The 20,171-nt window shown below is 68.3% G+C and carries 21 protein-coding genes; 13 read left to right on the forward strand and 8 right to left on the reverse strand.

The features are described from left to right. Window positions 1-165: 165 nt before the first annotated feature. From nuoG to PC39_RS05345, 8 genes are all read left to right on the forward strand, one after another. Complete coding sequence (gene nuoG, locus PC39_RS05310; protein WP_353252325.1) at window positions 166-2,823, forward strand: NADH-quinone oxidoreductase subunit NuoG; 2,658 nt, start codon at window positions 166-168, stop codon at window positions 2,821-2,823. Further along, complete coding sequence (nuoH, locus tag PC39_RS05315) at window positions 2,820-3,791, forward strand: NADH-quinone oxidoreductase subunit NuoH (protein ID WP_353252326.1); 972 nt, start codon at window positions 2,820-2,822, stop codon at window positions 3,789-3,791. The genes nuoG and nuoH overlap by 4 nt, the downstream gene beginning before the upstream one ends. Before the next feature lie 148 nt (window positions 3,792-3,939). After that, a complete protein-coding gene (nuoI, locus tag PC39_RS05320) occupies window positions 3,940-4,455 on the forward strand; it encodes an NADH-quinone oxidoreductase subunit NuoI (RefSeq protein ID WP_353252327.1) in 516 nt (171 codons plus the stop codon). Window positions 4,456-4,604: 149 nt separating this feature from the next. Further along, window positions 4,605-5,108 (forward strand): NADH-quinone oxidoreductase subunit J, encoded by a 504-nt coding sequence (gene nuoJ, locus PC39_RS05325; protein ID WP_353252328.1) that lies wholly within the window; start codon window positions 4,605-4,607, stop codon window positions 5,106-5,108. A gap of 127 nt (window positions 5,109-5,235) precedes the next feature. After that, the gene (gene nuoK, locus PC39_RS05330; RefSeq protein ID WP_353252485.1) at window positions 5,236-5,544 is read left to right on the forward strand and encodes an NADH-quinone oxidoreductase subunit NuoK; all 309 of its coding nucleotides are present in this window, start codon (window positions 5,236-5,238) and stop codon (window positions 5,542-5,544) included. Window positions 5,545-5,578: 34 nt separating this feature from the next. Continuing rightward, a complete protein-coding gene (nuoL, locus tag PC39_RS05335) occupies window positions 5,579-7,411 on the forward strand; it encodes an NADH-quinone oxidoreductase subunit L (protein ID WP_353252329.1) in 1,833 nt (610 codons plus the stop codon). Then, window positions 7,408-8,883: a complex I subunit 4 family protein gene (locus tag PC39_RS05340; RefSeq protein ID WP_502950852.1), complete on the forward strand. Its 1,476-nt coding sequence runs from the start codon at window positions 7,408-7,410 to the stop codon at window positions 8,881-8,883. The genes nuoL and PC39_RS05340 overlap by 4 nt, the downstream gene beginning before the upstream one ends. Next, window positions 8,880-10,328 carry an NADH-quinone oxidoreductase subunit N gene (locus PC39_RS05345; RefSeq protein WP_353252331.1) on the forward strand — a complete coding sequence of 483 codons (1,449 nt, stop codon included), beginning with the start codon at window positions 8,880-8,882 and terminating at the stop codon, window positions 10,326-10,328. The genes PC39_RS05340 and PC39_RS05345 overlap by 4 nt, the downstream gene beginning before the upstream one ends. 39 nt (window positions 10,329-10,367) lie before the next feature. Here the strand turns inward: PC39_RS05345 and PC39_RS05350 are convergent, their stop codons facing one another. Then, entirely contained in the window at window positions 10,368-11,693 is a 1,326-nt protein-coding gene (locus PC39_RS05350) for an NAD(P)-binding protein (protein ID WP_353252332.1), read from the reverse strand. 33 nt (window positions 11,694-11,726) lie between these two features. Further along, a complete protein-coding gene (gene styC, locus PC39_RS05355) occupies window positions 11,727-12,209 on the reverse strand; it encodes a styrene-oxide isomerase StyC (RefSeq protein WP_353252333.1) in 483 nt (160 codons plus the stop codon). Between the two features lie 170 nt (window positions 12,210-12,379). Between styC and PC39_RS05360 the strand changes: the two genes are divergently transcribed. The 5 genes from PC39_RS05360 to PC39_RS05380 all read left to right on the forward strand — a co-directional run bounded on the left by PC39_RS05360 (window position 12,380) and on the right by PC39_RS05380 (window position 15,603). Next, window positions 12,380-12,508, forward strand: a complete 129-nt coding sequence (locus tag PC39_RS05360) for a hypothetical protein (RefSeq protein WP_353252334.1) — start codon at window positions 12,380-12,382, stop codon at window positions 12,506-12,508. Window positions 12,509-12,730: 222 nt separating this feature from the next. Continuing rightward, window positions 12,731-13,459 carry an ankyrin repeat domain-containing protein gene (locus PC39_RS05365; protein ID WP_353252335.1) on the forward strand — a complete coding sequence of 243 codons (729 nt, stop codon included), beginning with the start codon at window positions 12,731-12,733 and terminating at the stop codon, window positions 13,457-13,459. A gap of 32 nt (window positions 13,460-13,491) precedes the next feature. Further along, window positions 13,492-14,115 carry a glutathione S-transferase family protein gene (locus PC39_RS05370; protein ID WP_353252336.1) on the forward strand — a complete coding sequence of 208 codons (624 nt, stop codon included), beginning with the start codon at window positions 13,492-13,494 and terminating at the stop codon, window positions 14,113-14,115. A 19-nt stretch (window positions 14,116-14,134) separates the two neighbouring features. Further along, window positions 14,135-14,830 carry a VOC family protein gene (locus tag PC39_RS05375; RefSeq protein ID WP_353252337.1) on the forward strand — a complete coding sequence of 232 codons (696 nt, stop codon included), beginning with the start codon at window positions 14,135-14,137 and terminating at the stop codon, window positions 14,828-14,830. Further along, on the forward strand, window positions 14,827-15,603 hold the full coding sequence (locus PC39_RS05380) for a glutathione binding-like protein (protein ID WP_353252338.1): 777 nt from the start codon (window positions 14,827-14,829) through the stop codon (window positions 15,601-15,603). The genes PC39_RS05375 and PC39_RS05380 overlap by 4 nt, the downstream gene beginning before the upstream one ends. Window positions 15,604-15,618: 15 nt before the next feature. Here the strand turns inward: PC39_RS05380 and PC39_RS05385 are convergent, their stop codons facing one another. The 6 genes from PC39_RS05385 to PC39_RS05410 all read right to left on the reverse strand — a co-directional run bounded on the left by PC39_RS05385 (window position 15,619) and on the right by PC39_RS05410 (window position 20,062). Beyond that, window positions 15,619-16,266: a LysE family translocator gene (locus PC39_RS05385; RefSeq protein WP_353252339.1), complete on the reverse strand. Its 648-nt coding sequence runs from the start codon at window positions 16,264-16,266 to the stop codon at window positions 15,619-15,621. A 21-nt stretch (window positions 16,267-16,287) separates the two neighbouring features. Further along, window positions 16,288-16,551, reverse strand: coding sequence for a type II toxin-antitoxin system RelE family toxin (locus PC39_RS05390; protein WP_353252340.1), 264 nt, complete (start codon window positions 16,549-16,551; stop codon window positions 16,288-16,290). Beyond that, window positions 16,538-16,771 (reverse strand): RH3 domain-containing protein, encoded by a 234-nt coding sequence (locus PC39_RS05395; protein WP_353252341.1) that lies wholly within the window; start codon window positions 16,769-16,771, stop codon window positions 16,538-16,540. Before PC39_RS05395 ends, PC39_RS05390 begins: the two co-directional genes overlap by 14 nt. A gap of 87 nt (window positions 16,772-16,858) precedes the next feature. Beyond that, window positions 16,859-17,305 carry a YaiI/YqxD family protein gene (locus tag PC39_RS05400; protein WP_353252486.1) on the reverse strand — a complete coding sequence of 149 codons (447 nt, stop codon included), beginning with the start codon at window positions 17,303-17,305 and terminating at the stop codon, window positions 16,859-16,861. A gap of 23 nt (window positions 17,306-17,328) precedes the next feature. Beyond that, window positions 17,329-19,494, reverse strand: coding sequence for a TonB-dependent receptor (locus PC39_RS05405; protein WP_353252342.1), 2,166 nt, complete (start codon window positions 19,492-19,494; stop codon window positions 17,329-17,331). A gap of 166 nt (window positions 19,495-19,660) precedes the next feature. Continuing rightward, window positions 19,661-20,062 (reverse strand): GFA family protein, encoded by a 402-nt coding sequence (locus PC39_RS05410; protein ID WP_353252343.1) that lies wholly within the window; start codon window positions 20,060-20,062, stop codon window positions 19,661-19,663. Between the last annotated feature and the right edge of the window lie 109 nt (window positions 20,063-20,171).

A 20,171-nucleotide genomic window follows, 5' to 3' on the forward strand; every position in this document is an offset into this window, starting at 1 on the left:
TAAACCACAGAGACGCAGAGGCACAGAGTGTTTCAGGGGCAAGAAGAATGAACCGGAAAGACGCTAAGTTTTTATTTTTCAGTCATTTTTCTTCTTTTCCTCTTTGCAATTAAAAATCTCCTCAACCTCTGTGCCTCTGTGTCTCTGTGGTTAGCGTTTTGAAACATGGCAAAAGTCTATATAGACAATAAGGCGTTCGAGGCCGACGAGCGCGACAACCTGCTCAAGGTCGCGCTGTCCGAGGGCTTCGACCTGCCCTATTTCTGCTGGCATCCCTGCCTGGACTCGGTGGGCGCCTGCCGGCAGTGCGCGGTCAAGCAGTACAAGGACGAGGACGACACCCAAGGCAGCGTGGTCATGGCCTGCATGACGCCGGCGGCCGACGGCACCCGCATCGCCATCGACGAACCCGAGGTGCGGGATTTCCGGGCCAGCATCGTCGAATGGCTGATGATCAACCACCCGCACGACTGCCCGGTCTGCGAGGAAGGCGGCGAATGCCACCTCCAGGACATGACCCTGATGACCGGCCACACCCGGCGGCGCTACCGCGGCACCAAGCGCACCCATCGCAACCAGAACCTGGGGCCGTTCATCAGCCACGAGATGAACCGCTGCATCGCCTGTTACCGCTGCGTGCGCTACTACCGCGACTATGCCGGCGGCGACGACCTGGAGGCCCTGGGTCCGCACGATCACGTGTACTTCGGGCGCCAGACCGACGGCCCGCTGGAGAGCCCGTTCTCCGGCAACCTCGCGGAGGTCTGCCCCACCGGGGTGTTCACCGACAAGACCCTGGGCGCGCACTACACCCGCAAATGGGACATGCAGGCCGCGCCCGGCATCTGCACGCACTGCTCGCTGGGCTGCAACACCAGCCCCGGCGAGCGCAAGGGCGTGCTCAAGCGTGTCCAGAACCGCTACCACGGCGAGATCAACGGTTACTTCCTGTGCGACCGGGGGCGATTCGGCGCCGGCTTCGTGAACCGCGACGACCGCCCGCGCACGCCCCTGCTGCGCGACGGCGACAGCCTGCGCGCCGCCGCCGAGGACGAGGCGCTGGAACGTATCCGCGCCATGCTGCACGACAGCCGCGGCGTGGTCGGGATCGGTTCGCCGCGGGCCAGCCTGGAGAGCAACCACGCCCTGCGCCGGCTGATCGGCGAAGCCAATTTCGCCACCGGCATGGGCGCCCGCGAGCAAGCCCTCACCGCACTCGCCCTGGATATCCTGCGGGCCGGGCCGGCACGCATCGCCACCCTGCGCGAGACCGAGTCCTGCGACGCCGTGCTGGTACTGGGCGAGGACCCGACCCACACCGCCCCGCGCCTGGCCCTGTCCCTGCGCCAGTCGGTGCGCAACGCCGCGCGCCGGATCGCCGAGGCCCACGGCATCCCGCGCTGGCACGACCGCGCCGTGCGCGACATCGCCGGCGACGCCCTCAGCCCGCTGCACATCGCGGCGCCCGCCGCCACCGACTTGGACGACGTCGCCACGGCGCGCCACCCGGCGGACGCGGACGGCGCCGCCCGGCTCGGCTTCGCCGTGGCCCACCGGCTCGACGCCGACGCCCCCGAGCCCGACGGCCTGGACGACACCGAGCGCGCCGCCGCGGACACCATCGCCGCGGCCCTGCGCGGCGCCGAGCGGCCGTTGGTGGTGGCCGGCACCGCCGCCGGCAGCGAAGCGGTGCTGCGCGCCGCCGGCCAGGTCGCCCGGGCCCTCGGCGAACGCGGCCGCCTGTTCCTGACCCTGAACGAATGCAACAGCGCCGGCGCCGCCCTGCTCGGCGGCCTGGACGTGGACGCCGCCCTGCGGCGGGTGATCGACGGCGAGACCGATACCCTGGTGGTGGTCGAGAACGATCTCTACCGCCGGGCACCGGCCGACCTCGTGGACGCCGCCCTGGACGCGGCGCGGCACCTGATCGTGATCGACCACAGCGCCCAACCCACCGCCGCGCGCGCCGACGCCGTGCTGCCCGCCGGCAGTTTCGCCGAGGCCGACGGCACCCTGGTCAACAACGAAGGGCGCGCCCAACGCTTCTTCCAGGTCTACGTCCCCCATGGCGGGGCCATCCGCGAGGCCTGGCGTTGGTGCGACCTGCTGAGCGGCGTCCCCGAGCGCGCCCTGGATGCGCATATCCGCGACATCGAGGGGGACTGTCCAACGCTCGCGGGCATCGCCGACGCCGCCCCCGGCGCCGATTTCCGGCTGGCGGGGATGCGCATGCCGCGCGCCCCCCACCGCTACTCGGGCCGGACCGCCATGTACGCCAACGAAAGCGTGCACGAGCGTCCGCCCGTGCCCGATCCGGATTCCGCACTGGCCTATTCCATGGAGGGCTACCAGGGCGTGCGCCCGGCCGCCCTCACCGGCTTCGCCTGGGCACCGCGCTGGAACTCCAACCAGCAGGCCATCGCCAAGTTCCAGGACGAGGTCGCCGGCCACCTGGCCGGCGGCGACCCCGGCGTGCGGCTGTTGGAGGCCGGACCCGGCGACGGCTATGCCGAGCCGCCCGAGCCGGCGGCACGCGCCCGCTGGCTGGCGGTACCCCGCCACCACATCTTCGGCGGCGAGCCGCTGTCAGCCGCCGCGCCGGCCATCGCCGAGCGCGCTCCGGCACCCTACGTCGCCTTGCACCCCGACGATGCTGCCGAGCTGGGCCTGGTCGAGGGCGAGACCTGGACCTTCACGCTCGGCGGTACCGAACGCAGCCTGCCGGTCGCCCTCGACCCGAGCCTGCTTCGCGGTCGCGTGGGCGTGCCGGTGGGTCTCGGCGGGCACGCGGGGGTCGAGTTGCCCGGGGAGGTCACGGCATGATCGAGCAGGAGACCCTCGCCGTCATCGGCACCGGCGCCCAGATCGCCGCCATCCTGGGCACCCTGGTCGCCTCCGCCGCGGGGCTGATCTGGGTGGAGCGGCGGCTGCTGGGGCTGTGGCAGGACCGTTACGGACCCAACCGGGCGGGGCCGTTCGGGGTGCTCCAAGTGCTGGCGGACATGATCAAGATCCTCACCAAGGAGGACTGGGTGCCGCCGTTCGCGGACCGGGCGGTGTTCGTGATCGCGCCCACCATCGTCATGTTCACCACCCTGATGGCCTTCGCGGTGGTGCCGTTCGCACCGGGCCTGGGCGTGATCGATCTGAACGTGGGCCTGCTGTTCTTCCTGGCGATGACCTCGCTCGGCGTCTACTCGGTGGTCTTCGCCGCCTGGGCCTCGAACAACAAGTACGCCCTGCTCGGCGGGATGCGCACCGCCGCCCAGATGATCTCCTACGAGGTTTTCATGGGCCTGTCGCTGTTGGGCGTGGTGATGCTGGCCGGCAGCTTCGACCTGCGCGCCATCGTCGAGGCCCAGGCCGGACTCTGGTACATCGTGCCGCAATTCCTGGGTTTCGTGATCTTCCTGGTCGCCGGGATCGCCGAGACCCACCGCCTGCCCTTCGACCTGCCCGAGGCCGAACACGAGCTCACCGCCGGTTTCCACACCGAGTACTCGGGCATGAAGTTCGGCATGTTCTTCGTCGGCGAGTACCTGGGCGTGGTCCTGATCTCGGCGATGATCACGGTGCTGTTCCTGGGCGGCTGGCACGGTCCCTGGCTGCCGGGCGCGGTCTGGTTCTCGCTCAAGACCACCCTATTCATCCTGCTGTTCGTGCTGCTGCGCGCCAGCCTGCCGCGGCCGCGCTACGACCAGCTCATGGCCTTCGGCTGGAAGGTGATGCTGCCCCTATCGCTGCTGAACATCGCCGTCACCGGCGCCGTTGTCGTGGGGATGCAGTCATGAATGTGAACCACAGAGGCACAGGGACACAGAGGGCAAGAAGGTTGTTTGCCGTAACGGGAAGGCGGGACAGCGAGAATGCAATGTGCCTTCGTGGCGTCCCTATTCCTGATTTTCTCCGTGCCTCTGTGTCTCCGTGGTTAGTCAAACTATGCTGAGTCATCTACGCACAATCTGGTTGGTCTTCCTGCACGCCTTCCGCAAGCGCGACACCGTGCAGTACCCCGAGGAGCGGCCGTACCTGCCGCCGCGTTACCGCGGCCGGATCGTGCTGTCGCGCGATCCCGACGGTCAGGAGCGCTGCGTGGCCTGCAACCTCTGCGCCGTCGCTTGTCCGGTGGACTGCATCGACGTGGTCAAGACCGAGGACGAGACCGGACGCTGGTATCCGGAAAGCTTCCGCATCAATTTCTCGCGCTGCATCTACTGCGGCTATTGCGAGGAGGCCTGTCCGACCTACGCCATACAGCTCACGCCGGACTTCGAGATGGGCGAGTTCGACCGCCAGAACATGGTCTACGAGAAATCCGACCTGCTGATCAACGGCCCCGGCAAGTACCCCGGCTACAACTTCTACCGCGTCGCCGGCATGGCCGTGGGCGGCAAGGACAAGGGCGAGGCCGAGAACGAGGACAAACCCATCGACGTCAAATCATTGATGCCTTGAAAAAAATGAACCACAGAGACACAGAGGCACAGGGTTTTAAGAATGAAAAGCATCCGACGGACATTCGTGCATATTCCCGCAATGCCTTGCTCCTTTATCTTCAAAAACGCTTTTCCTCTGTGCCTCTGTGCCTCTGTGGTTAATGCCTTATGGAACTGACGTTCTACATCGCCGCCGCCGTCGCCACCGCCGCTACCTTCCTGGTGGTGGTCAGTCGCAATGCGGTGCACGCGCTGCTGTACCTGATCGTGTCGTTCCTGGCGCTGGCGACGGTGTTCTTCGTGCTCGGGGCGCCGTTCGCGGCGGCGCTGGAGGTGGTGGTCTACGCCGGCGCCATCGTGGTGCTGTTCGTGTTCGTGGTGATGATGCTCAACGTCGCCGAGGCGGAATCCGCCTACCGGCGCCTGCTGGCGCCGGGCGCGTGGATCGGCCCATCGCTGCTGGCCCTGGTGCTGTTCGTCGCCCTGGTCCGCGCCATCCTCGCCGGCGGCTTCGCCGATCCCAGCCTGGGCGAGATCGAATCGCGGATGGTCGGCGCCGTGCTCTACGGCCCCTACCTGCTGGCCGTCGAGCTCGCCGCCATGCTGCTGCTGGCCGGCTTCGTGGGGGCCTATCACCTGAGTCGGCGGGAGAACGAGGAGGAGCGGGGGTGAAGAGCACACTGTTTCAGGTTTCGTGTTTCGGGTTTCGTGTTCGGCGCGCCCCGGCGTGGCGTTGTGGCTTTCATCACGAAACACGAAACCTGCAACACGAAACGACACACGGAGTGGCCTGATGCCCATAGCCGAAGTCCCGCTCGAACACAGCCTGCTCCTGGCCGCGGTCCTGTTCTCCCTCGGCCTGCTGGGGGTGCTCGTCCGCCGCAACATGATCTACATCCTGATCTGCATCGAGATCATGCTGAACGCCGCGGGGCTGGCCTTCATCGCCGCGGGCGCGCGCTGGGGCGGGGCCGACGGCCAGATCCTGTTCATCCTGGTGCTGACCGTCGCCGCGGCCAACGTCTCCGTCGGCCTGGCCCTGCTCCTGCAGATGCACCGGACCCATCGCAGCCTGGATACGGATGTATTGAGCGAGTTGAAGGGATGAAGGTGGTGAGTCTTCGAGCAAAGCGAGGCGAGGCATGACGGTCTGGCTCTGGACCATCCCCGCCCTGCCGCTGGCCGGCGCCGTCGCGCTGTTCCTGCTGCGCCTGCCGCGCGCTGCGGCGATGGGGCTGGGCGTGGCGTCCGTGGGCGTGGCGGCGGTCATGAGCCTGGTCGTGGGCGCCGATTTCCTGGGCGGCGGCGAGACGGTGTTCTCGCAGCGGCTCTGGACCTGGCTGGATATCGCCGGGTTCACGCCGGGCATCGCCTTCCATCTGGACGGCCTCGCGGTGGTCATGCTCGGGGTGATCACGGGGGTGGGCTTCCTGATCCACCTGTACGCCAGCGAGTACATGGCCGAGGACACCGACGCCCGGCGCTTCTTCGCGATCATGAACCTGTTCGTGGCGGCGATGCTGGTGCTGGTGCTGGCCGACAACCTCCTGCTGCTCTATCTCGGCTGGGAAGGCGTGGGGTTGTGCAGCTACCTGCTGATCGGATTCTGGTACCGGGACCCCGCCAACGGCGCGGCGGCACGCAAGGCCTTCATCGTGACCCGGATCGGCGACGCCGCCATGGCCCTGGGGCTGCTCCTGCTCTTCGCCCATCTCGGCACGCTGCATATCCCGGAACTGCTGGCGCGCGCCGACACCCTCTGGCAGCCCGGCCACCCCGCGGCCGTGATCGCCGCCTTCCTGCTGCTGGGCGGCGCGGTGGGCAAGTCCGCCCAGCTCCCGCTGCAGACCTGGCTGCCGGACGCCATGGCCGGTCCCACGCCGGTCTCGGCCCTGATCCACGCCGCCACCATGGTCACCGCCGGCGTCTATCTGATCGCGCGCCTGCACCCCCTCTACGAGCTGGCGCCGCCGGCGCAGGCGGCAGTGGCCGTCGTCGGCGCCGCCACCCTGCTGATCGCGGGCGTGGCCGCGCTCGGCCAGACCGACATGAAACGTATCCTGGCCTATTCCACCGTCAGCCAGATCGGGTACATGTTCCTGGCGCTGGGCGTGGGCGCCTGGTCGGCCGGCCTGCTGCACCTGATGACCCACGCCTTCTTCAAGGCCCTGCTGTTCCTGGCCGCGGGCGCGGTCATGCTGCGCTTGCATCACGAGACCGACATCTTCCGCATGGGCGGGCTGCGCCGCGAGCTACCGGCGGCGTTCTGGAGCATGTTGATCGGCGGCGCCGCCCTGGCCGGCGTGCCCTGGATCACCGCCGGTTACTGGAGCAAGGAGGCCATCATCCTGGCCGCGTGGGAGAACGGCGCGCCGGGCATCGACGGCGCCTGGCTGTACGCGGCCGGCGTGGCCGGCGCGGCCCTGACCGGGCTCTACACCTTCCGGCTGGTGTTCGTGGCGTTCTTCGGGCCCGGCCGGCGCCACGCGGAAGCCGGCACCGAGCACAGTCTCCGGGTGCTACTACCGTTGTCGATCCTGATGGCCCTGTCCCTGATCGGCGCCCTGATCCCGCAGCCTCTGGCCGCCGTGCTGCCCGAAGGGCACCACGGCACACACCCCGCCTGGACCCTCTGGGTCGCGTCCCTGGCCGGCGTCGCCGGCATCGCGCTGGCCTGGCTGCTTTACGGCCGGGGCGCGGCCGGGCGCGCCTCGAATAGCGCCGCCGTCCGTTTCGCCCGGGGCGGCCTCGGCTTCGACTGGCTCTACGACCGCCTGCTGGTGCGACCGCTGACCGGCCTCGCCCACGCCAACCGCAACGACATCCTGGACCGCGTCTTCGACGGGATCGCCTGGCTCAACCGCGAGTTCCACGCGGGCCTGGCCGCCACCCAGACCGGCCGCCTGCGCTGGTACGCGGCCGGGGTCGCGGGAGGTGCGGCGCTGCTTCTGCTGGCGGCGGGAGGAGGTAGCTGATGCTAACCGCGCTAGTCGCCGTCCCCGTCATCGGCGCCCTGCTGGCCGGCTTCGCCGGCGAGGGACGCGGTCCGCGCGTGATCGCGGCGCTGGCGATGGCCGTCGAGCTCGGCCTCTGTCTGGCCCTGTGGCTGGAGGCCGGCCCGCTGTTCCGCATCGGCGGCCACGGCGCCTGGCTGGCTTACGAGAGCGCGGCCTGGATCCCGCGCTTCGGCATCGACTACCAGCTCGCCCTGGACGGGCTGTCCCTGCCGCTGCTTACCCTGACCGCGGCCCTGGGCCTGGTCGGGGTCGGCGCCTCCTGGACCGAGATCCGCGAGCGGGTCGCCTTCTTCCACGCCAACCTGCTGTTCGCGCTGGCCGGCACGGTGGGCGTGTTCCTGGCAACCGACCTGTTCCTGTTCTTCGTGTTCTGGGAGGTCATGCTGGTGCCGATGTACTTCCTGATCGGCATCTGGGGCCACGAGGGTCGGACCTACGCCGCGATCAAGTTCTTCATCTTCACCCAGGCCAGCGGCCTGCTGATGCTGGTCTCGATCCTGGCCCTGGCCTTCCTGCACGCGGACGCCGCCGGCGGGTTCAGCTTCGATTACTTCGACCTGCTTGATCTGGATATCGGCGCGCCGCTGGCGACCTGGCTGATGCTGGGCTTTTTCGTGGCCTTCATGGTCAAGCTGCCGGCGGTGCCGCTGCACTCCTGGCTACCGGACGCGCACACCGCCGCGCCCACCGCCGGTTCCATCATCCTGGCCGCGATCCTGCTCAAGACCGGCGCCTACGGCCTGATCCGGTTCACCGTGCCGCTGTTCCCGGAAGCCGCCCTGGCCTTCGCCCCGGTGGCGATGGCCCTGGGCGCCGCCAGCATCGTCTACGGTGCCCTGCTCGCCTTCGTCCAGGACGACCTCAAGCGCCTGATCGCCTGCACCAGCATCAGCCACCTGGGCTTCGTGCTGCTGGGCGTGTTCGCGTGGAACCCCTGGGCGCTGCAGGGCGCCCTGATGCAAATGATCGCCCACGGCGTATCCACCGGCGCCCTGTTCCTGCTCGCGGGCGCATTGCAGGAACGCCTGCACACCCGCGACATGGCCGCGATGGGCGGCCTCGCGGCACGCGCCCCCGTGCTGGCGGGCTTCGGCCTGTTCTTCGCCGTGGCCTCCCTGGGCATGCCCGGCACCGGCAACTTCCTGGGCGAATTCCTGGCCCTGCTCGGCGCCTGGCAGGCGAGCCCGCTCTGGACTGCCATATCCGCCGCCGGCCTGGTCGGCGCCGCCATCTATGCCCTGATCCTGGTGCAGCGCAGCTTCCACGGCGAGCCCCCGGCCGACCTGCGGCCCGCCGACTTCGATACGCGCGAGATCGCGATGATGGGCGCGCTGGCCGTCGCCCTGCTGTGGCTCGGCCTGTACCCGCAGCCAGTCTTCGACCTGGCCGAGCCGGTGTTCGCCACGCTGCTGACGGAGACCCGGCCATGACCGAGACCCTGGTGCAGCAACTTACCGCCCTGCTGCCCTGGCTCCTGACCGCGGCCGGGGCGGTCGCGGTGATGGGGGCGATCGCGATCCGCCGTCACCACGGCGCTGCCTGTGTCGTGTGCGTCGCCTTCCTGGGCGCGGCCCTGGTCTCGCTGTGGCCGGCCGCCGGCGCGGCGCCGGTGGACGCGGGGCCGCTGTTCCGGATCGATGCCTACGCCCTGTTCTTTACCGGCGTGATCCTGGCCGCCACCCTGCTCACCGCGATCCTGGCGCACGGTTACCTGGCGCGGCTGTCGGTGCGCCGGGAAGAGTTCTACCTGCTGCTGCCGATCGCCGCCCTAGGCGCCGCCGCGCTCACCGCCGCCGACCACCTGGCCAGCCTGTTCCTGGCTTTGGAGACCACCAGCATCGCTCTGTACGGCCTGATCGCCTACCGGCGCGACGGCCGCACGGCCATCGAGGCCGGCCTCAAGTACCTGGTGCTGGTGGGCGTGGCGACCGGCCTGCTGGCCTTCGGCATCGCCCTGCTCTATGCCGCCACCGGCGAGCTCGCCTTCGACCGCCTGGGCGTCCTGACGGCCGCCGATATCAACCTGGGCGACGCCACGCTATCCGCGGCCATCCTGCTGATCGTCGCAGGCCTGGCCTTCAAGCTGTCGCTGGTGCCTTTCCACCTGTGGACGCCGGACGTCTACCAGGGCGCCCCGGCACCGGTCACGGGCTTTCTGGCCACCGTCTCCAAGGCCGCCGCCCTCGCGGTGCTGCTGCGCTACCTGGCCGGCGCCGGCGCCTACCAGCAGGCCGCCGCCATGCAGATCCTGCTCTGGATCGCGGTGGCATCGATGCTCGTCGGCAACTGGCTCGCGCTGCTCCAGGACGACCTCAAGCGACTGCTCGCCTATTCCTCCATCGCCCACCTGGGCTACGTGCTGGTGCCGCTGCTGGCCGGCCCCGCCTTCGGCGCCGAGGCCGCCATGGCCTATCTGGCCGCCTACGCCGCCATGACCCTGGGCGCCTTCGCGGTGATCACCGTGCTCGCGGCCGCTCCCGGCGCCCGCGAGCCGAGTGCGGTCGACGAATACGCCGGCCTGTTCTGGCGCCGTCCCGCCCTGGCCGGCGCCCTCACGGTCATGCTCCTGGCCCTGGCCGGGATTCCGCTCACCGCCGGCTTCATCGCCAAGTTCTACGCCGTCGCCGCCGGCGTCGGCGAGCGGCTCTGGCTGCCCGTCCTGGTGCTGGTCGCCGGCAGCGCCATCGGCCTGTACTACTACCTGCGCGTGGTCATCGTCATGACCCGCGGCGAAACCGGCGCGCCATCGGCGGGCCGACCCGCCCGCGCCGGCCTGCTGGCCGTGGCCGTCATCGTCGCGATCGTGCTCTACCTCGGCGTCTACCCGGCGCCCCTCGTCGAGGCCGCCGCCACGGCCGCGACGGCGCTGGACTGAACGCGGCGATCCCGGCGCGACCCGGATATGCCTTGTGCCTTACGCGGGCGATTGCAGTCTCTGAACCGACATCCGGGCCCGCGACACCGCGTTCCGCGCCCGGTAGGCGGCCAGGCAATAGTTGAGCAGCGATTCGTGGCTCATGAGATTGAGCCGGCAACGCCGCAGCCATAGCGGCATGTACCGGTGCGCATCGAGGATGTTGCCCAGGCTCGTCGTCACGCAGGACGGGAGATCCGCCTTGTGTTCGGGATGCGGTACCGGCTCGCAGACGGCGTTGCGCTGTTCGTCGTCCAACTTCAGCAGTTCGAGCCGCGCGATGAGCGCGGCGCTGAACACCTGCTGACACATGAACACCGACTGCAGCGTGATCCCGCCCGGCGAGAACAGGGGCTTGGGCTGAAGACGCGCCAGGCCGTCGGCGGTGCAATCGATATGCAGGGTTCGCTCATCGCTGGCCAGACGGCCCTGTTCCAGCTCGATGCCGCTCGCCGTGATGCGCTGCACCCGGCCTAGGTCCGACACCTGCTCGACCGTCCGCAACTTCTCGAGTTCGCGGGCATTCACGGTCGCGCAGCGCCACTTCTCGGGCAGGCCGGCCCGATCGAGCCGAAAAACGCTGCCCTGGCGCTCCAGGCGCAGGAACACATCGTCGACGCTGTCGGCCTCGATGATGGCATGCAATTGCCTCAGCAGTTCGCCGGCGGCGATACCGGGCTGCACCACGGCGCGATTCCAGAGCCAGGCCGCATGCGGCACGATCCACCGGATACGACCGGGCGCCACGCCGTGATCGAGGAGGAACAGCACCGCATCCATCCCGGTCTTGCCGCCGCCGATCACCACGTAGCGCTCCCAGGCCCGCCGGATGTGTGCCAGCCCGTTGGGCGGCACCAGCGCGACGCCGGCATCGGCCTCGTAGCGCGGACCGTGGGTGGCCGGCACCTCCACGTTCATGTAGCTGGCGTCCACGACACGTTCGCGCACATCGAATGTCATGCCCGAATCATCGTCCGCGGCGGAGCGGACACGGCCCTCGCCGAGGTATTCGGACAGCGGCAGGAACTCGACCCGGCCGCTGGCGAGAAACCGGTTCATGACCCGCTCGTAATAGGCCAGGATCTGGGCGTGCGAGGCCAGATCGGCACCGCCGGCACCCAGCTTCGCGGAATTCACCCCATAGAACGCCGCCGGCTGATGCAACGCGACGAAAGGATAGGCATCGTTCCAATGCCCGCCGGGCTTCGCCCGCTTGTCCACGATCGTGATGCGGGCGTCGGGCCGCTCCGAGAACACCACGTCGGCGAAGGCCATGCCCATGGCGCCCGCGCCCACGACGAGGTAATCGGTCGTGCGTTTCTGCATGCGTTACTCTCCTCCGATCCCCGGCCGGCGGACTCAGGCGTCGCCGCCGTCGCCGCGGAAGGCATGCCGTATCAGGATCAACATGGCCGCCATCGCCACGAAGGCGAACACGAAGGCCGGCACCAGACCGATGACGCCCGCGATGCCGGTCTCGCCGAAGCGGTTGTCGCCGAAGGTGAGCGCGCGGGTCGGCGCCAGCAATCCGCCCCAATAGAAGACGGTATTGGCGTAGCCCGTGCCCACGAACATCCAGGCGAGATGGAACGCGGTTCGCTCCGGGAGCCTCAGAGCGTGGATCAGGAGCGCACCCGCGAAGACCAGGAGGCCGTTCAGAAGACCACCTGCGTGCGCACGCGCCCAGGCCTCACTGTCGCCCGGAATCCGGAACTCGAGGATGTAGCCGGGGAACAACTCGAACCCGCCGACCAGGCGGATCAGCAGACCGAAACCCGCCAACAGGGCGATCAGGGTGACGATCGCCCCGTGCCCCACCATGCGTCGTTGTCGTGGATCCATGCCTTGTCTCCGTCGCCTCGATCGTGGAGACATCAGCTTAACCGCCTGAACAGCGCAATGAACCTATCTTTCGGTTGGTTTGGACCTGTTTCCCGCGGCAACCGCGCCAGACTGGATACGACCGCGCAGCACGCGCCTCCGGCGCGGCCGGGATGCGGAGATCCAGCACCATGCCCACCAAGCCGAACGACACACAGACCATCCGGGAACGGCTGCTCGCCCTGCGGGAGTCCCTAACCACTGGCGAGGCCGCCCGCCGGGAAATGGGCGGCACGGTCGAGCGACTCCAGCGGGATTAGGGTGTTTTCCTGGCGTTCTACGACCTCAAGCGCAGCCGCCAGGGCTATCGCTTGAGGGACCGAACACCGTCCCAGTCGCTGTGGCGGGCACTGAGCCACAAGAAGCCACCATCGATCACACCGAAGGAGGAGGAAAGCGCCGCCAGAAAGGCGGCATAATCAGAGTCAGCGGAGACCCCATGTTTCGGGCAAATGCGAGACCTGTACACCAAGCGAGCCGACGTGAGCCGACGCGGAAAGATAGTTACCTTGATGCTCCTTGGCGGCGCAATCGGGATGGCGCTTGTGCTCTATGTCGTGACGCCGAGCCGGGAGGATAAAGCGTCCGCTATCGATCAGGTCATGGCGACAACGAGCCAGGCCAATACGCCCATATCATCGAAACATGAGCCGACCGGGCGAGAGACTCATTCGGCCGAAAGCGGGACAGCCCATACGATTCCGCCGCACCAGAGCGAGATACGGGATCCTCTGTCCACCAAGCCGCAGGTGAATATTCCGCTGGCCAAGAAGATTCGCGACGGGGTGGCGCTTGATCAGGTCAAGGAGGATCTGAACGCGGTTGCCAGTCACGAAAGTTCATTCGTGTACTCGGCGACGGCGGCAGCAAATGGTAGAACGGAGATACTGCGTCACATACTTCAAAGAAGCGATGGCAACTTCACGCAAAGTGACATCGACATGCTGCTGCCGGGCGCCGTCAATTCCGGCAATTGGGAAACTGTCGATCTCCTGCTTCAGTTAGGCGCGGATCCTCATGCCGTCGTTGCAGACGGCTCCGGGCTCATAGAGATCGCCCTCTCCAGCGACAGCTCTTACGAACTCGTGCCCAAACTATTAGCGATGGGAATACCTCCGCAGCCTGATGTCCTCAATGAGCGGATTCGGAACGACCCGGAAACCGCCGCCCGAGTCAGGGAAATAGAAAACGCAGGGTATCCACTCCGCTAGAACGACCATAACGACCGACAGGCACGCCTGGGATGACCCACGACCTCGTTCTCTACACCAACCCCATGTCCCGCGGACGCATCGCGCGCTGGATGCTGGAGGAGACCGGCGCGCCTTATCGCACCGAGATCCTGGCCTATGGCGACGCGATGAAATCGCCCGGATATCTGGCGATCAACCCCATGGGCAAGGTCCCGGCCGTCACCCACGGCGCCCGGGTAGTCACCGAGTGCCCGGCGATCTGTGCCTATCTGGCGGATGCCTTCCCCGGCGCCGGCCTGGCGCCGTCCACCGCCGATCGCGCCGCCTATTACCGCTGGCTGTTCTTCGCGGCCGGACCGCTGGAGGCGGCGGTCACGAACAAGGCCATCGGCGCGGAACCCGGCGAGGATCAACGCCGGATGGTGGGCTACGGAAGCCTGGCGACCGTGCTGGATGTACTGGAGGACGCGCTGTCGGATCGCGAATACATCGCCGGCGAACGATTCTCGGCCGCGGATGTGTACCTGGGCTCCCACATCGGCTGGGGGATGCAATGGGGTACCATCGACCAGCGGCGGGTCTTCACCGATTACTGGCAACGGCTCGCCGAGCGCCCGGCCTGCCGGCGCGCCAAGCAACTGGACGACGAGGCCATGGAGGGCACGGACCACTGACCGCGCACGAGGAGACGGCATGCGCCTGGCCAAGCCCCATCTCGACATCGGCCTGTTCACCAACCGGATCGAATCGCAGCGCGCGTTCTGGGGCGACGAGGTGGGCCTGCGCTTCGACCACCAGGTCGAGCTGCGGCCGGGCTGGGTGCAGCACCGCTTCGACGCGCACGATGCCGTGGTCAAGGTGAACCACTGGGACGGCGAGCTGCCGGACCTGCCGCCATCCGGTTACGCCTGCCTGACCGTCGCCCGCGACGGCCCCGCCTGGGCGGGCCGCGATCCGGACGGCAACCCGGTGCGGCTGGTGGCGTCCGGCACCGACGGCGTCGCCGGCATCGGCGTCACCGTGCGCACGCCCGATCCCGCGCGCCTGATGGCGTTCTACGAGGAGGCGCTCGGTTTCGAGCGTGTCGCCGCCGGCACCGCGCGTTGCGGCGATACCCTACTGTTCCTGGAGCGCGGTCCCGGCGGCGCCGACACGGACGATTTCATCGGCCCCGGCTTCCGCTACCTGACCATGCAGATATTCGACGCCGACGCGGCCTGCGAGGCGGTCGCGGCGCGCGGCGGCCGCGTCGCCCGCGAGCCCGTGACCATCCGCGACGTCGCCCGCATCGGTTTCGCCCGGGACCCCGACGGCAACTGGATCGAGCTGTCGGCGCGGGCCTCGCTCGGCGCCACCATTCCCCCGGGCCCCAGCGTGAGCACCCTATGAGCGACTACATCGAGATCGAAGACGCCATCCCCATGGCCGGCCTCCGGGTTGTGCTGACGCCCGGCATCCCGGCCCCGTGGAGCGAATCGGCCAAGGCCGTCCTGCACGTCAAGGGGCTGGATTACGTCCGGGCGCGCCAGGATATCCTCGGCGACAACCCGGCCCTGCGCCGCTGGACCGGCCAGACCAGCGCCCCGGTCATCGCCTGGAACGACGAGCCGCCGCTGACCCACTGGCTGGAGCAATTGCATCTGCTGGAACGGCTGGCGCCGGAGCCGCGGCTGCTGCCCGCGGACTTCGACGAGCGGCTGACGGTGGTCGGGCTCGCCAACGAGATACTCGGCGGCGACGGCTTCATCTGGCACCGCCGGCACATCATGGTGCGGGACTTCACCACGCCGGACCGCGACCCCGAGACCCGCGCCATGTTCACGGCCCTGGGCGAGAAATACTGCTACGGCCCCGAAGCCGCCGCGGCCGCGCCGCATCGCTGCGCGGAGATCCTGCGGCACCTCGCGGCGCGACTCGAACGCCAGAAGGCACGCGGCAGCGACTACCTGGTCGGCGACGACCTCACGGCCGTCGACCTCTACTGGGCCTGCGCCGCGACCCTACTCCGGCCGTTGCCGCACGCGGACTGCCCGATGCCCGACTTGATCCGCGAGGTGTACACCAACACCGACCCGGTCATCGAGGCCGCGGCCGACCCCACCCTGCTGGAACACCGGGACCGCATCTACGAGCGCTATCTGGCGTTGCCGATCGACTTCTGATCCGGCACGACCGGATCAGCCACCGGCGGGATCGCCGATCGCGGCCGCGATGACGAGCCAGCACCCGGCGCCGACCATGACCGCGGCCGCCAACCCGGCCATGGCACGCCCCGCCTCGCCGCCCAGACGCGCGCCGGCCCGGTCCGCCGCATAGGCGTAACCGAGCTTCACGCCCCCGACCGCGCACAGGGTGATGACGGCCACCGCGCCGACATCCAGGGCCGTGAGCGCATCCAGGTCGAGGAAGGCCGGCAGGAAGCCGAGGTAGAACAGCACCGCCTTCTGGTCGCCCAGGGTCAGCAACAGGCCGGTCAAAAAGCTGCCGGCGAGCGAGGTGCCGTCGCTTTCGCCCCGGCCGGGACCCCGCGATCGGGCCCGCCACTGACGCACGCCGAGCCAGACCAGGTAGCCGCCGGCGGCATACTCGACCAGAACGAAGGCGTCGCCCAGCGCCGCCACCAGCAGCACCAACCCGAACACCGCCAGCAGGATGAACAGGATGTCCGCCGCCACGATCCCCAGCGCGGTCGCGGCACCGTGCACGAAGCCGGCACTCGCCGCCCGCGCGGTGACCGCCAGCACGCTGACGCTGGGCACGGCCGCCAGCACCGCCATGGCGGCGAACAGTGCGGCGACATTGCCGGGTTGGAGACTGGTTGCCATGATCACCCTGCCTGACGCCGCTCAGCGTCGCCGATAGACATGCCTGCGGTGACCGACCTTGACCACGGTCACCACCAGGGTCTCGTCCACGATCTCGTAGACGATGCGATAGACCTCCTGCCGGACGCGATAGCGTTCCAGGCCCGAGAGCTTTTCGCAGCCCGACGGGCGGGGCTCGTCGCGCAGGGCTTCGATACGTCGCAGGATGCGGGCGACATCCTCGTTGGGGATCGGGCGCAGATCCTTGGCGACGGATTTCCTGAAGACCAGTCTATAGCTTGCCATGAGCCTTGAGGTCCTTGAGCAGGGCCTCGTAGGTCATGGCGGGCTCGGCAACGCGGTCCTCGAAGGCCGCCAGGTCTTCCTGATCCTCGGCGAGAGCCGCCCGGACCGCCTCGTTGACGATATCCGAGATCGACCGGTGGGCATGCGCCGCCTTCAGACGCAGCGCCGCGTGCAATTCGGGCTCGAAATAGACGGTGGCGCGCTTCGAAGGTTCACTCATGGCAATGACGCGATCCCGGATTGGTCGAACATGAGCTAAGCACTCGGACGTCAAAACGTCAAGACGTCTCGCCTATCCATTCATGTATCAGGCGTGCCGTGTCAGCAGGCGATCGAGGTTGTTGGCGAAGTCCTGGCGCTCGCGCTGGCCCAACGCCGGCGGGCCGCCGGTGTGGATGCCGCTGCCGCGCAGGGTGTCCATGAAGTCGCGCATGTTCAGGCGCGCGCGGATGGTGTCCGGCGAGTACAGCTCGCCGCGCGGGCTGAGGGCGTGGGCGCCCTTCTCGATGGCCTCGGCGGCCAGCGGGATGTCCGCCGTGATCACCAGATCGCCGGCGGTCAGCCGGCGCACGATCTCGTTGTCGGCCACGTCGAAGCCGGCGGCCACCTGGAGGGCGTCGATACGGCCGCCACGCGGCACCCGGATGGGCTGGTTGGCCACCAGGGTCATGGGCACGCCGGTGCGGGTGGCGGCGCGGAACAGGATTTCCCGGATCGCCACCGGGCAGGCGTCGGCATCGACCCAGATTTTCATCATGCCTCGTTCGGATCGGGCGCCTATCCGGCGCCGGGCTGCCACTCCAATCCTACACCGATGGTGCGCGGCTCGCCGTAGCGCCGCGCGGTGCGGCCATCGCTGGTGAGCTGCCCCTGGATGTTGTCGTCGTCGGTCAGGTTCCGCCCGAAGGCGAACAGCTTGAGATTCGGCAGGCATTCGTATGCGACGCGGGCATTGACCAGGGTGCGGGCGGGGACCAGCCGGTCGTCGGTGTTGGAAGGGTCGCTGTAGAACTCCTCCACGCGCTGCACGGCGACCTGCCCCTCCCAGCCGTGCCACGGCAGCAGGGCGATACCGACGGTGGCCGTGTAGTCCGGCGCGTAGGGGAACTCGTTGCCGGCGTAGTCCTCGCCCTGGTTCACGAATTCGTCGAACTCGGTGTCGAGAACGCCCAGCGATGCGAAGGTTTCCAGGCTCGGCGCGAAACGCCAGACCAGCTCGGTCTCGGCACCAAGGAAATGCGAGCTGCCGGCGTTGGTCGTGATGGTGTAGAAGCTGGTGCTGTCCCCGATCTGGACCTGCTGATCCTCCCAGTCGGTATAGAAGACGTTGACGTTCGCCCGCAGCGAGTCGCGCAGCCAGCGGGTGCGCAGGGCCAACTCCACGGTCCGGGTCTCCTCGGGGTCGAAGATGCTGACGTCGCCGCCGAAGAAGCTGACGCTGGTGCCGCCGGAGCGGTAACCCTCCTGGTAGGTCAGGGAGATGCTATGCGGGTCCAGGAACGACCAGGTCAGGCCGATCTTGGGCAGCAGCACCGAGAAATCCTCCTTCTCGCGGACATCGTAGTCGGAGGGCACGAAGCCCTGGTCGGCGAGGATGTCGGCGATGCCGTCCGGCAGCGTGTACGGCGGCAGGATGCCGGGCGGCAGTAACGCGCGAAGATCGGCGGGCAACCGCGGGGAATCGGTCGGTACCTGCAGGGCCACATCGAAATCCGCGCGCGCCCGGTTGCGGGTCCGCTCGTGGTTCCAGCGCAGACCCAGGGTCAGGCGCCAATTTTCGGCGAAGTCCCAGTCCATCTCGGTGAACGGGGCGATGGTCTCGATGTTGTCCCCGGCGTCCACCACGCCCGACAGCACGGCAAGGCCGCCCGCGGCCGGCACGCCCTGGCCGTCGTTTACCAGACCATCGTCCGTATCCTCGTAGTACAGCCCGAACACGCCGCGCAGGCGGTCGTAGTCGAAGTTCAGCCGCAACTCCTGCGAGAAGCGTTCCTCCAACTGATCGAACACGGAGAAGCCGCCGTCCGCCTCGGTACGATCGAAATCCGCGGTGCGGAAACCGTCGCCGTCGATCCAGCCGGTGATCGCGGTCAGGTCGTAGTGCCGGCCGAGCAGCAGGGTCTGCTTGAGGCTGTAGATGTCGGCCTCATAGGTCTCGTTGTAGCGGACATTGGCGCTGGCGGTGCGCTCGCCGTAGGTGACGTCGAACAGCGTGTCGCCGAACTCGTTGTCGCCGTGCGTCACCGACAGCTCGGCACGGTAGCCGGGCCAGGCGTCCGGCGCCAGGATCAGCTTGAGGCGCTCGGTGCGCAGATCCTTGCGGCCGGCGTCGCCACGATCGAGGGTGACGTTACGGATATCACCGCGGTCGTAGTAATCGTTGAACGCGACCCGGAACATGAGCTGGTCGCCGACCAGCGGTCCGCCGCCGGCGAAGGCGTACTGGTGACTGTCGTGCGAGATATCGGCGACCTTGGCATGGGCATCCCAGTAGGACGCCGGGTCCTCGCTCTCCATGAACACCGCGCCGGCCAGGCTGTTGCGGCCCTGCGAGGTGGACTGTGGCCCGCGCACCACCTCGACGCGCTGCAGGTCGAAGGTGCCCATCGGTCCGGCGAACTGCGCGGCGCGCGACGTCAGCGCCACCCCGTCCAGGTAGACGCTTATGGTTTCGCCCTCGCCGGCGATGCCGCTCTGTGGGATGCCGCGGATGGCGATCTCGTGATCGCTGCCCAAGCGCACCACATTGGCGTAGCGGGACACGATCTCGTGCATGGTGCGATCCGAGGACGACGCCAGGTCCTCCTCGGTGGCCACCGCCACGCTGGCGGCGGACTCGGAGACCGTGCGTCCCAGCTTGTCGCCGGAGACCGTGATCGGGTCCAGGCGCTGGACCCCGTCGTCGTCCCGCGCCCACGCCGCGTTCGGCAGGATAAGACCCACGGCAACGACCAAACCCCAAACGACTGGAGCCGCCGTCGGCCCCGTTCCCATTCGACTCATGCTTCCCCCACGCTCCCGTCGTGACGCCGCCGCGGTCGCCGGCCCGAATCGGGGGGAAGCTTATATGATTTGAATATGAATGAGAAGTTGTCGCATTTGCATTGGGTCAGTCGGCTGGTCCGCGATAACGCGTCCAGTCGTCCTCGATGTCGTACCACGGCGCCTTGTAGGCCACGTAGATGTGGTAGCGCTCGCGCACGTCCGCCAGGGGCGTATCCAGGGTGCCGATGCGCAGGCGTTTGACCTCGGGCATGTCGTCGCGGGCACTGTAGATCGGGCTGCCGCACTCGCCGCAGAACACCCGTGCCTTGCCGGGCGTGGCCCGGTAGCTCTTGAGCGATTCACCGCCCGCGACAATCCGGAAGTCGGCGGCGCGGATCGGTGTGACCGCGGCGAAGGCCGTGCCCTGGGCCTTGCGGCACTGGCCGCAGTGGCACAGGGATATCTCGTCCAGCGTGCCGTCGTACTCGTAGCGCACGCGCCCGCACAGGCAGCTTCCTCGATGCATGTCGGCGCTCCGTCGATGCCATGATCCTGCCGGAATCGTCATCGTCCCGGACGACGACCGGCCCCGTCATTGCGCCAGGTCAAGAAATCGTGGCGCGGCGACCTCAAAA

It is taken from the genome of Salinisphaera sp. PC39, from assembly GCF_040361335.1.
Taxonomy (GTDB): domain Bacteria; phylum Pseudomonadota; class Gammaproteobacteria; order Nevskiales; family Salinisphaeraceae; genus APNM01.